General features: G+C 46.7%; 11 protein-coding genes. 2 read left to right on the forward strand and 9 right to left on the reverse strand.

Translation table 11 applies throughout. The annotated features are described in order from the left end of the window. The 5 genes from cooS to OCV70_RS07420 form a co-directional block, all read right to left on the reverse strand. Positions 1 to 1893, reverse strand: a complete 1893-nt coding sequence (gene cooS / locus OCV70_RS07400) for an anaerobic carbon-monoxide dehydrogenase catalytic subunit (RefSeq protein WP_117849702.1) — start codon at positions 1891 to 1893, stop codon at positions 1 to 3. Between the two features lie 216 nt (positions 1894 to 2109). Beyond that, complete coding sequence (locus OCV70_RS07405) at positions 2110 to 2880, reverse strand: ATP-binding protein (RefSeq protein ID WP_021924410.1); 771 nt, start codon at positions 2878 to 2880, stop codon at positions 2110 to 2112. Between the two features lie 48 nt (positions 2881 to 2928). Next, a complete protein-coding gene (locus OCV70_RS07410) occupies positions 2929 to 3861 on the reverse strand; it encodes a methylenetetrahydrofolate reductase (RefSeq protein ID WP_021924409.1) in 933 nt (310 codons plus the stop codon). Positions 3862 to 3964: 103 nt separating this feature from the next. Then, complete coding sequence (locus OCV70_RS07415; RefSeq protein WP_021924408.1) at positions 3965 to 4147, reverse strand: CooT family nickel-binding protein; 183 nt, start codon at positions 4145 to 4147, stop codon at positions 3965 to 3967. 39 nt (positions 4148 to 4186) lie between these two features. Next, a complete protein-coding gene (locus OCV70_RS07420; protein WP_021924407.1) occupies positions 4187 to 4582 on the reverse strand; it encodes a DUF8180 domain-containing protein in 396 nt (131 codons plus the stop codon). A 547-nt stretch (positions 4583 to 5129) separates the two neighbouring features. Here OCV70_RS07420 and OCV70_RS07425 point away from each other — a divergent pair. Further along, entirely contained in the window at positions 5130 to 5954 is an 825-nt protein-coding gene (locus OCV70_RS07425; RefSeq protein ID WP_021924406.1) for an aldo/keto reductase, read from the forward strand. 190 nt (positions 5955 to 6144) lie between these two features. Here the strand turns inward: OCV70_RS07425 and OCV70_RS07430 are convergent, their stop codons facing one another. The 4 genes from OCV70_RS07430 to OCV70_RS07445 are packed head-to-tail and all read right to left on the reverse strand — an operon-like array spanning position 6145 to position 10483. Beyond that, positions 6145 to 7146, reverse strand: a complete 1002-nt coding sequence (locus OCV70_RS07430) for an NAD(P)H-dependent glycerol-3-phosphate dehydrogenase (RefSeq protein ID WP_021924405.1) — start codon at positions 7144 to 7146, stop codon at positions 6145 to 6147. Positions 7147 to 7156: 10 nt separating this feature from the next. Further along, positions 7157 to 7795 (reverse strand): glycerol-3-phosphate 1-O-acyltransferase PlsY, encoded by a 639-nt coding sequence (gene plsY / locus OCV70_RS07435; RefSeq protein WP_021924404.1) that lies wholly within the window; start codon positions 7793 to 7795, stop codon positions 7157 to 7159. Positions 7796 to 7797: 2 nt separating this feature from the next. Next, on the reverse strand, positions 7798 to 9123 hold the full coding sequence (der, locus tag OCV70_RS07440) for a ribosome biogenesis GTPase Der (RefSeq protein WP_021924403.1): 1326 nt from the start codon (positions 9121 to 9123) through the stop codon (positions 7798 to 7800). Continuing rightward, on the reverse strand, positions 9086 to 10483 hold the full coding sequence (locus OCV70_RS07445; protein ID WP_173767246.1) for a DUF512 domain-containing protein: 1398 nt from the start codon (positions 10481 to 10483) through the stop codon (positions 9086 to 9088). The genes der and OCV70_RS07445 overlap by 38 nt, the downstream gene beginning before the upstream one ends. A 325-nt stretch (positions 10484 to 10808) precedes the next feature. Between OCV70_RS07445 and OCV70_RS07450 the strand changes: the two genes are divergently transcribed. Continuing rightward, entirely contained in the window at positions 10809 to 11981 is a 1173-nt protein-coding gene (locus tag OCV70_RS07450; RefSeq protein WP_021924401.1) for a ribose-phosphate pyrophosphokinase, read from the forward strand. Positions 11982 to 11996 lie beyond the last annotated feature (15 nt).

Raw genomic sequence — 11996 nt, forward strand, 5'->3', positions numbered from 1 at the left:
TCAGATTCCGAGAGCGTCACGTTTCTCTTCGATTCTCGCAATCATAAGATCGCCTAATTTATCAATATCTTTCTCAACTGTATATGCTGCTTCTACCCAGTCACGTACACCCTCTGTAAGGAGGCTTGCAACCTCTGTAGAACCGGAAACATATGGGTCTACACCAAGATATGTATCAAGACCAGTTGCTACTACATAGTTTCCAATGGAAACTGCCTTCTCAGACATCCATTCAGGAGCACATCCTACTACTGGAAGCTGGGAAATATTCAGTCCGGAATCCTTGGCAAGCTCAGCTGCAAGGATCAACATACGGCTGATATCCACACAGGATCCCATATGTAATACTGGCGGGATATCTGCAAGCTCGCAAACACGTTTCAGACCAGCACCGCAAAGATCCTTTGCAGCTTTGTCCATAAGTCCTGCACGAGCAGCTGCCTGAGCAGAACATCCGGAAGCGATGATCACGATATCGTTTGCGATCAGCTTCTTCATAAGTTCGATGTGAGCTGTGTCAGGTCTGACCTTCGGGTTGTTACATCCAACCATAGCAACAGCACCACGGATAACACCGGATGTAATACACTCAAGGAGAGGTTTGGTGGTACCGGTTTCGTCTACCTGAGAGTTTGTTACGCCGTCAAGTGTCTTAACGATTGCTTCTACAGAGTAACCAACTGTAGCTTTATGTTTCAAATCCGGAATATGTACAAGCTCTGGTTTTCTGTTCTTGAAGTTTTCACATGCAAGTTTTACGATCTGTTTTGCTTTCTCACCTGCTGTACCTGCATCAAATTCAATGAAATCGGAATCTGGCATCTGGCAGATTGGAGAAGTTGTGATGAATTTTGTATGGAAGCATTTGGAAAGAGGTCCAAGTGCCGGGAAAATACACTGAACGTCAACTACGATTGCCTCACAGGCACCTGTCAGTACAACATTCTCCTGCTGTAAGAAGTTACCAGCCATCGGAATACCCCGACGCATAGCAACCTCATTTGAGGTACAGCATACACCGGAAACAGTGATTCCCTTAGCGCCCATGGATTTCGCATAATCGATCATCTCTTTGCTGTCTGCATACTCACAGATCATCTCAGAAAGACTCGGGTCATGTCCATGAACAACGATGTTTACATTCTCAGCGTTCATAACACCAAGGTTAGCCTCGGTATCAATTGGCTTTGGAGTTCCGAAAAGAACATCGGAGAACTCAGTTCCGCACATGGAACCGCCCCATCCATCGGAAAGACCGTTACGAAGTGCCTGACGGATCAGAGCCTCCGGTTTACTTGTGTTACCCATATGAGTCATATGAAGTGCACAGGAAACCTCACGGTCGATTGCTCTTGGCTCAATTCCAGCTGCATGCCACAGATCCTGTGTATGCTGAGGTGCTCTCTTCAGCCATCTGGAAACGCCTCTGATCTTTCCGTACTCTTCCTGAGCAAGATCAGACATTTCATGAGCCAGATCATAGATGTCTTTACCCTCTGTCTCAACGCCCCACTCTTTTGCAATACGGATCAGCTTCTCAGGATCTTTTACCTGGTAATCGCCGCCCTCTTTTGCATGTCCAAGTGTGATACAGATTTCACGTCCATGATCAGAGTGTGTAGCTGCGCCGCCTGCTGTGAAACGAAGGAAGTTTCTTCCTACGATACCATGTACATCACAACCGCAGATACCTCTCGGTGCCTTAGGTGTAATACGGCACGGACCCATTGAACAGATTCGGCAGCATACACCCTGCTCACCGAATTTACAGTGTGGAGTCTGATTCTTAACACGCATCTGCCAGGAATCAGCGCCTACCTTTGCACCAGTCTCAAGAAGACGGGCTGTGGCAGCTTCGAATTCTTCCACTGTAGTTAATTTGAATTCACTCATTATTGACCTCCTCTAAGTATATGTTACTTTTGTATTTGATGATGTCTGCATGGGCAGACTTAAATGTTTCGTCCGATATTCGGAACCCATCCCCTCCCATGGGATATGGTTCTGATGAAAAATTCCGCAGCAGCGTTCCCGCTTACTGCGGAATTACCAGTCCATTTTTCATTTCCCTGCTGCACATAGCATAAAGGCAGGGGGAAAGCTTTTCAATTATAAGCCAAGCTTGTCAACGATCTCACGAAGAGCCATCTTCACCGGATTATTCTCCGGCAGACTGGCGGTTGGTTTACCTTCACAGTCATATTCATAAACAGTTTCATCCTGGGGAACAACGCCCAAAAGGTTGAGTCCCTGCTTCTCGATCTCTTCTTTGATTCCGTCATTCAGCTTTCCGCCCGGAGCACGATTGATGATAAGGCCCACTTTATCAGGATGCATATCGCATTCTTTGATAAGCTCTGCAATACGGCCTACGGCCTGAACGCCTCTTCTGGAACAGTCACTGACCAGAATTGCTGTCTGCATGGACGGAAGCACACCTCGGCTGATATGTTCCATACCAGCCTCATTATCTACTACAATGTAAGGATAATTATTCTGGTATTTGGCAAGCTGTGTCTGAAGAAGTCCGTTCACGAAGCAGTAACAGCCTTTCCCCTGAGTTCTTCCCATAACAAGAAGGTCGAAATCATCATCTTCTACCAGGGCGTCTTCGAAGCGTCTTTCTGCATAATCTGCCTTAGACATTCCTGCAGGGATCGGATTCTCACTTGCAAGCTCTGCACGGGCAATTTCTTCCCTTACATCACCAAGTGTAGTCTCCACTTCCACTCCAAGAACTTCATTCAGATTAGAATTTGCATCAGCATCTACAGCAAGGATCGGGCCTTTGCCCTTCTCGCAGAGATACTGGATCAGCATTCCGCATAATGTGGTTTTTCCAACGCCGCCTTTTCCTGCGACAGCAATTACATGTGCCATAATATAATCAATTGCCTCCCAAAAATTTATAAGTAGTCAGATAAACGCTTAGATTAAAGTTCTAAGTCCGGATCTGTCGATGATCTCAGATACATCTTTCCATTTGTTCAGTGCGTACAGATGGATACCATCTACGCCGAGAGCACGGTACTCGTCGATCTGTTTGATTGTGTACTCGATTCCCTCTTCCTTGAATCTCTTGATCTTGTCATCATAGAACATATCAAATGGCTTGCCGTCTGCATCTTTTGCTGCAAATGGGTTCGGGAACAGCCAGTTTCTGGAGATGAGTCTGCAAAGCTCGCTATCCATTACGCAGCCGTTACGGGAAAGTGCCATATTGATTGTTGCAGACATATCAAGGATTGGCATAACTCCAACATCTACAGGCATTGTAACACCAGCCTCACGGATTGCATCCAGCCAGTATTTGAACTGCTCCATATCCCAGCAAAGCTGAGTCATGATGTAGTCAGCACCATTGTCCTGTTTCTGTCTGAGAACTGCGATGTCAGCATCAAGGCTGCGGCATGCAATATGTCCCTCCGGTGATCCTGCAACAGCGATCTCGAATTTATCGCCAAACTCGTCACGAACGAATTTAACAAGGTCTGTAGCATAGTTGAAATCTCCACAGGTAGTTGTCTCGCCAAGGGGGATATCTCCGCGAAGTGCAAGCATGTGGTCAACGCCCTCTGCAAGATACTGATCCAGCTGCTCCTTGATTCCCTCTTTGGTATTCTTGATTACTGTGAAATGAGTTACCGGAACTGTTCCGGCTTTCTTGATCATCTGACATACTTCTCTGTTAGCACCTACATTTCCGCCGCCTGCACCATATGTACAGGAGATGTACTCTGGTTTGTACTTCATAAGATGATCGATTGTTCCAGGAAGGTTCTCCATTCCTTTCTCTGTCTTCGGCGGGAAAAGCTCGAAGGACAGAAGCATTTTTTCTCTCATAGCTTCTGACAATTTCATAATTACATACCTCCACGTATTAAGTAATTTTATATTCTAAAGGCCAGAGCCTGTTGAACCGATTATTCAAACACACTCCAGTGCCTGAAGATCCGCTAAAAAATCAGTCGCATTTTACTTTGACAATACTGTTAGCAAGGTCTACCATAAGGATAGAACCCTCTACAACTCTCTCGTCACCCATAATGTCACGAAGGATCAGCTTATCTCCTTCCACATTAATGCGGCTCACATTCTTGAAAATAACAGAATCATCATTTTCTTTGTAAACAGTTGCTAAACACATATTAATGCCTCCTTTGTGTCACACTGTAACGTCAAATTCTTATTTCATTTCCTCTTTCACAAGGGTAAGGGCAAGCCCAAGACGCATATTGCCCTTCTGGAAATCGGAAACGCTTTCTTTAATGGTCTTTGCAGCAGCATCCATTCCCATCTTGGCCAGGTTGTCTGCCATCTGGTCAAGCTCGGCTGCGTGATGCTCATTGTGCTGCAGCATATAAGTCAGGAGTGCCACTGTCTCATTCTTACAGTCTCCTCCCTGGCAGGAGCCGCAGCCTGTGCCGCAGTTCTGCTCGTCAGTATGTGTATGGTCATGGCCTTCAGATCCCTCGTGGGTATGAGCATGAGTATGGCTCACGCCGTCAGCGTGTGTGTGCTCATGAGTATGCTCATGTCCATGCTGAACCAAATTGCCGTTTTCGTCTTTGATCAAATGCATTGCAATACTCCTTTCGCCTGATGGACAGGCAGATGTTTACGCCACAGTCTGCTGCCGGTTAAATCCAGACAGCCGCCTTATCACATTTTCAGCAATAAAAATGGGGCACGAAAAAAGCTCACGCCGTCAGCGTGAGTAAGCATATAAAAGGATATTCTATTCCCTTAATTGTGGTAATGAGATTCCGCTTATCTCTTCCTTCATGCATAGCGCAGTTCCTTTCTTCTACCTAAAAAGATGCAGACTAATGACATAAATTTATCAATTTTTCTTTTATTATACATCCTTTCTCATTAATACGCAAGGATATAATTATAAAATTTTACCAAATTTCAACGCTTTATCACACAAATATATGTTTTAATTTCTGTACAATTTTACCAGTTCTTACAAGAAATCGTTTAAAGATTAACGAACTGCCCGTTTTTGCCCTTTCTTCCCCAAAACAGGTGTGATTCTTGTAAAATTTCAATAAAAAACAGGTGATTCTTTTCCGATTATATGATATAATGATTAAAGTTTATTTTTCAGCAAGGAGGAATTAGCTTTGAGAGAAACCGTATTCCTGAATAACGACAGAGAAATGCCCCTTCTCGGGCTTGGAGTATATAAGACAGCAGACAATGAAGCAGAGACAGCCATAAATGCAGCAGTGGACGCAGGATACCGCCTGATTGACACTGCATCCGCCTACAAGAACGAGGAAAGCGTTGGCAAGGCCATTGCCAGATGCGGCGTTCCCCGCAAGGATCTTTTCATCACAAGCAAGATCTGGAACAATGCACAGCGTCTCGGGGATGTGGACGGAGCTTTTTACCGAAGCCTTGAGAGACTGAAGCTGGATTACCTGGATCTTTACCTGATCCACTGGCCAGTTCCTGGCTGCTACACAGGCACCTGGCTGGAGATGGCCAAGCTTCTGGAGACCGGACGGGTATTGTCCATCGGAGTCAGCAATTTCCAGATCCATCACTTGGAGGAGCTGAAGAAGGTTTCCGGCATTGTTCCCGCTGTGAACCAGATCGAATGTCACCCCCTGTGCTATCCCAAGGAGCTGATCGAATACTGTCAGTCCGAGGGCATTCAGGTACAGGCTTATGCCCCGTTGGCAAGAGGGGCTTACCTTGACAATGATGTAATGTGCGTCCTTGGCACCAAATACGCCCACACGCCTGCACAGGTCGGGCTTCGCTGGGCCATCCAGAAGGGAATTTCCGTAATTCCCAAATCCGTGAACCCGGACCGCATTGCTTCCAATGCCAATATTTTTGATTTCAATATTGAGGATGAGGATATCGCCATTATGGATACCCTGAATGAGGATCTTCATACTTCCCATGTACCGGATGATCTGAAGGATGTTATTTTCTGACATGGCATGTTGCGCACCCAGGCAAGTAATTGGTTCTCTTAAATTTTAATTATGCAAAGCAGAACTACAAAAACCGGAAAATTTCCAACTGCTAAAATGGAAATTTTCCGGCTTTCATTTTTATTTTTCTAAATTACTTATACTGTCCGTGAGAATCATCCGCATACATAAGGGTGCGTCTGAAGCATTTTTACTCCCAGGAAATTTCCCCCTGCTTCTCTCTCTGCATCAGATCTTTCACCGCCTCAGATGCAGGCTTGTTCTCAAACAGAAGCTTGTTCACTTCCATGACAATGGGCATCTCCACATCATATTTCTCTGCAAGGGCTTTGGCTGCCTTGGCGGAATACACGCCTTCCACAACCATCTGCACTTCCTTCATGGCCTGCTCCATGGTATACCCCTTTCCCATAAGATAGCCAGCGCGCCTGTTTCGGCTGTGCACACTGGCACAGGTAACGATCAGGTCTCCGATTCCGGAAAGTCCTGCAAAAGTCTCCAGCTTAGCGCCCATTTTCACCCCAAGCCTTGTCATCTCCGCAATTCCCCTGGTGATCAGGGCCGCTTTAGTATTGTCACCATATCCAAGTCCGTCGGCAGTACCGGCCGCCAGGGCAATGACATTTTTCAGTGCGCCGCCAAGCTCCACGCCCAGCATATCCGGCGTTGTATACACACGGAAAACCGGACTCATGAAAAGTCCCTGGAGATATTCCGCTGTTTCTTTCCTGCGGGCACTGACCACGCAGGTGGTAGGAAGCCCCCGGCTTACCTCCTCCGCATGGCTTGGTCCGGAAAGCACGCACACATCTGCCTGGGGAATCTCTTCTTTAATAATATCGCACACAGGCATCAGAGTATTCTCTTCCACACCCTTTGCCACATTTACAATGATCTGCCTCTGGCGCACATAAGGTGCCAGGCGTCTGCTTACTTTACGGATATAGGCAGAAGGAGAAGCAAACACTGTCACATCCACATCTGTAAGAGCCGCTTTGTCATCGGAAGTTATTACGATTCCTTCCGGGATCTTCACCCCGGGAAGCTTCCCACTGTCCTCGCGGGTCTCATTCAGGCTGACTGCCTTTTCCGGATGTGCAGACCACAGCATAACCTGATGGCCATTGTTGTAAAGCAGTATTGCAAGTGCTGTTCCCCAGCTTCCGGTCCCCATTACACTGATTTTTGCCAAATCCATCACCTCATCTTTTCTTCGCTCCCAGCTTATTCTCAGTGCCGTTCATAAGACGGGAAATATTGGCTCTGTGCCGGTAAATGGCAAGAGCTGTCATAAGGGCCATGATCACATTCATTTCCACCACATGGGAAGGATCCATGCCATAGCTTCCTGCTGCGCCAAAGGCAATAAAGCAGATCAGCGCACCTACATAAGCTGCCATGGAGCCCAGGGAAACATAGCGTGTAACCGCTACAAGCCCGATAAAGATCACAGCACAGATCAGAAACACTCTCCAGTCAAGGGCAAGGAGCATTCCGGCAGAAGCTGCAATTCCCTTTCCCCCTCTGAATTTCAGATAGATGGGGAAATTATGTCCAAGGACACAGCCTGCTGCCGTATACATTCCAAGCAGGGGCAGAATATCCCCGTACTGATTTTTGAAAACCGCGTCCACCACCAGAATGGCGATCACGCATTTTAACATGTCCCCGATCAGGGTCATAGCTCCCGCCTTTTTGCCTAGGGTACGAAGGGCATTGGTGGTTCCCGCATTGCCGCTTCCGTACTGGCGGATATCCATGTGATGGTATTTTCCAATAAGATAGGATGTCTGAAACATTCCAAACAAATACCCGATAAACAGGCAAGCAATCCGTTCCATAATTATTCCTTCTCTCCGCGCTCTCTTACAATAAATCTCAGCGGTGTGCCGCCAAAATCAAATGCATCGCGGATCTTGTTTTCCAGATATCTGGTGTAGGAGAAATGCATAAGTTCCTTGTCGTTTACGAAAATAACGAATGTAGGCGGCTTCACTGCCACCTGAGTCATGTAGAAGATCTTCAGGCGCTTGCCCTTGTCTGACGGCGGCTGCTGCATGGCAACGGCTTCTGCAAGGATCTCGTTGAGCACGCCTGTCTGGATACGCATGGTCTGGTTCTCGATCACTGCATCCAGAGTCTCAAACATTCTGGAAATTCGAAGGCCGGTCTTGGCGGAAATAAATACGATCTCTGCATACGGCATAAAGGAAAGAACCTCACGAATGCGGTTGGTATGCTTGTAAATGGTCTTATCATTTTTCTCGATGGCATCCCATTTATTCACCGCAATGATCACGCCTTTACCCTTCTCATGGGCAATTCCGGCGATCTTGGCATCCTGCTCGGTAACGCCCTCGGAAGCGTCGATCATCACTACCACAAGGTCTGCCCGCTCTACTGCGGTTACGGTACGAATCACGCTGAAGCGCTCAATCTCTTCCTTCACCTTGGCCTTGCGGCGAAGTCCTGCAGTGTCGATAAAAATATATTCCTTGCCGTTCCAGGTCACCTTGGTATCAACCGCATCACGGGTGGTTCCGGCAATGTCGGATACGATCACGCGGTCCTCTCCAAGGAGTTTATTTACAAGGGAGGATTTACCTACGTTCGGCTTTCCTACAATGGCGATCTTCGGAATATCGGAATCCTCATCCTCGCCTGTATCCTCTGGGAAATACTTGGTTACTTCGTCCAGCATATCTCCAAGTCCCTGACGGTTGGCTGCAGAAATGGCAAATGGCTCTCCGATTCCAAGATTATAGAATTCATAAACATCCATCATGTATTTCTGGACGCTGTCCACCTTATTTACCACAAGCACAACCGGCTTGCCGCTGCGGCGGAGCATGTCTGCTACCTTGGCATCGGAATCCACAAGACCCTGATGCACGTCTGTGATGAAAATGATCACATCTGCTGTGTCAATGGCGATCTGCGCCTGCTCTCTCATCTGGGAAAGAATGATGTCGCTGCTGTCCGGCTCAATACCGCCTGTATCGATCATGGTGAACTCCTTGTCCAGCCATGTCACATCTGCATAGATTCTGTCTCTTGTTACACCTGGCGTATCTTTTACAATTGAAATTTTATCTCCTGCCAGTGCGTTAAACAATGTGGATTTTCCAACATTAGGCCTGCCCACTATTGCTACTACCGGTTTGCTCATACATTTGTCTCCTTTTCTGTTTCTTATGCTGGGGCGGATCAAGAACGGCTGATACAAGGTCAGCGCCTCCTTCATCCACAATTACGATCTCTACATTCAGTTCTTTGGAAAGCTCCTCTACCGTTACATCATCCAGAAAAACATTCTCATCGTTTTTCAGCATGCTGCAGGGGATCAGAAACTTTTCCCCGAGGTTCTTTCCCTTTAACTGCCGCATCAGGTCGCCGCCTGTGATCAGTCCGGCTACGGTAATGGTCTCTCCGAAAAATTCATTCCGTATGGTGACCACCTCTACATTGACATTTGGGAATTTCTCATGGATCATTCCCATATAGCGGGCAATATAAGGCGCCGCCAGGGCTCCTGTGGCACTGACTGCCTGAACCTTCCGGTCATCTCCATCCAGCTCAGCCAGTGTGTCCTGCACCTCTGTTCCAAGCAGCCGCAGCATTCCCACGCCGTTTTCCAGCTGAAGATAGCCATCGTAGGAATCCTCCTGGGGAAGTTCTCTTCCTGCCATAATATACCATTCATCAGAAGCATGGATAAAATGGATGCCAAATTTCTCCATCATCTTTTGCTGCCAGCCATGGATCTGATCCAGCACCTGGCAGGCATCCTCTTTGTTAAAAAGTTCCAGGGGATACAGTCCCTTGCGGAACTTGGTAAGCCCTGCCGGAACTACGGAAACGCTCTGGATCACAGGCGCATAGGCAGAAAGCTTGCGGATGCTTTCATCCAGCTCTTCCCCGTCATTGATTCCCTTGCACAAAACGATCTGACCGTTCATGGTGATGCCTGCATCGTAAAGCTTCTGCACCTTCTCCAGGGCATCCCCTGCAAAACGGTTGTGAAGCATTTTGCAGCGAAGCTTCGGGTTCATGGTTTGGAAGGAAATATTGATGGGTTCCAGATGATAGCGGATGATTCGCTCAATATCATGGTCACTCATGTTTGTCAATGTTACATAGTTTCCCTGGATGAAAGACAGTCTGGAATCGTCATCCTTGAAATAGAGGGTATCTCTCATTCCCGGGGGCATCTGATCAATGAAGCAGAAAATGCAGTGGTTGGAGCAGGAGCGGTAATCGTCCATCAGGTCCTTGGCAAATTCCACGCCCAGGTCTTCTTCGTATTCCTTCTCTACCTCAAGCTCCCAGATTTCTCCGTTGGCTTTCTCTACCTCCAGTACCACATATTCCTCATTCATCAGATAGCGGTAATCAAATATATCTTCAACAGGCTGGCCGTTTACACTAAGCAGGGCATCCCCAGGCACAATCTCCAGTTCCTGGGCAATGCTCCCCTCCTGCACTGTCGAAATCACATGTTTTTTTTGCTTTTTCACATTTATCTCCATCGTTTCAAAGAAATCAAAGTCACTGCTCACACCGCGCACAGTGGCCGGTCATGCATCCTGTTTTTCCTTTGAATGCATTTGTCTATGGCACCGCATACGATAGCCATTATTTTTAATATACCAAGTTTTTTCCCAAAACACAACTAAAAATTTCTGGTTCAATATGAAATTCGCGTTTTTTCGAAGTAAAAATAAATAAATTCCTTGACGTTATTTAGGGCAAATGTTATAAATATAAGGAAGAGGTCTGCAAATGAAGGACAGCTGTCCTATTTTGATGCAGCAAACTGAATCGACAATTAGCATACTACTTAGGAGGAATATCATGCCGAACATAGAATTGCTCGAGAAATCTATGCCTGTCGCACCAATCCGTATCGCAGCGCTGGAAGGCTGCCGCGATCTTGCAGAGGAGGTCGACAGAAAACTGGTAAAATTCCGTAAGGAACTGGTAGAAAAAAAAGGTCTGAACAACATTCCCCAGGGCTACAGTGAGAAGTCTTTCCTTGTAGACTGTGAGTGCCCCCGTTTTGGTACTGGTGAGGGCAAGGGAATCATTAAGGAATCTGTCCGCGGTACAGACCTTTACATTATGGTAGACGTTACCAACTACAGCTCTACTTACACTGTCTGCGGTCATGTAAACCATATGTCTCCGGACAACCATTTCCAGGATCTTAAGAGAATCATCTCCGCAGCTACCGGTAAGGCTCACCGTATTAACGTTATCATGCCGTTTCTTTATGAAGGCCGTCAGCACAGACGTAAGAAGAGGGAATCTCTTGACTGTGCAGTTGCGCTTCGGGAATTAAGCGATATGGGCGTTTCCAATATCATCACCTTTGATGCCCATGATCCCCGTGTCCAGAACTCCATTCCGCTGAACGGATTTGACAACTTCTTCCCTACCTATCAGTTCTTGAAGGCTCTGGTGAAGAATGTAGACAATTTCCAGGTGGACAACGATCACCTGATGATCATCAGCCCGGATGAGGGCGCTATGTCAAGAGCGGTGTACTTCTCCAATATCCTTGGCGTAGACATGGGTATGTTCTATAAGAGACGTGATTATTCCACCGTTGTAAACGGCAAAAACCCGATTGTAGCACATGAGTTTCTTGGTGACTCCGTAGAGGGCAAGGACGTTGTCATTATTGACGATATGATCTCCTCCGGTGAAAGTATGCTTGATGTTGCCAAACAGATCAAGGAGCGCCACGCAAACCGTGTATTTATCTGCACCACTTACGGTCTGTTTACTGAGGGCATGGATAAATTTGACGCTTACTATGAGAAGGGCTGGATCGACAAGGTTATCACTACTAACCTGAATTACCGTATCCCGGAGCTTCTGACCAGACCTTACTATATAGAGGCAAATATGAGCAAGTATCTTGCAAGTATTATTGATATTATCAACCATGACGTTTCCGTTGAGAAGGTTCGTTCCAGCAACGAGAAGATCATGGATCTGATGAAACGGGTAAACCAAAAATAAGGATCAAAAAAAGGA

This window comes from Blautia acetigignens (assembly GCF_025566865.1).
Lineage (GTDB): Bacteria > Bacillota > Clostridia > Lachnospirales > Lachnospiraceae > Blautia_A > Blautia_A acetigignens.

What these genes read in the sequence shown, in the direction of transcription:
- OCV70_RS07445 (WP_173767246.1), bottom strand. Translation starts at nt 10,483, where the DNA reads ATGGAGATAAATGTGAAAAAGCAAAAAAAACATGTGATTTCGACAGTG.
- cooS (WP_117849702.1), bottom strand. Translation starts at nt 1,893, where the DNA reads ATGAGTGAATTCAAATTAACTACAGTGGAAGAATTCGAAGCTGCCACA.
- OCV70_RS07420 (WP_021924407.1), bottom strand. Translation starts at nt 4,582, where the DNA reads ATGCATTTGATCAAAGACGAAAACGGCAATTTGGTTCAGCATGGACAT.
- plsY (WP_021924404.1), bottom strand. Translation starts at nt 7,795, where the DNA reads ATGGAACGGATTGCTTGCCTGTTTATCGGGTATTTGTTTGGAATGTTT.
- der (WP_021924403.1), bottom strand. Translation starts at nt 9,123, where the DNA reads ATGAGCAAACCGGTAGTAGCAATAGTGGGCAGGCCTAATGTTGGAAAA.
- OCV70_RS07410 (WP_021924409.1), bottom strand. Translation starts at nt 3,861, where the DNA reads ATGAAATTGTCAGAAGCTATGAGAGAAAAAATGCTTCTGTCCTTCGAG.
- OCV70_RS07450 (WP_021924401.1), top strand. Translation starts at nt 10,809, where the DNA reads ATGCCGAACATAGAATTGCTCGAGAAATCTATGCCTGTCGCACCAATC.
- OCV70_RS07415 (WP_021924408.1), bottom strand. Translation starts at nt 4,147, where the DNA reads ATGTGTTTAGCAACTGTTTACAAAGAAAATGATGATTCTGTTATTTTC.
- OCV70_RS07405 (WP_021924410.1), bottom strand. Translation starts at nt 2,880, where the DNA reads ATGGCACATGTAATTGCTGTCGCAGGAAAAGGCGGCGTTGGAAAAACC.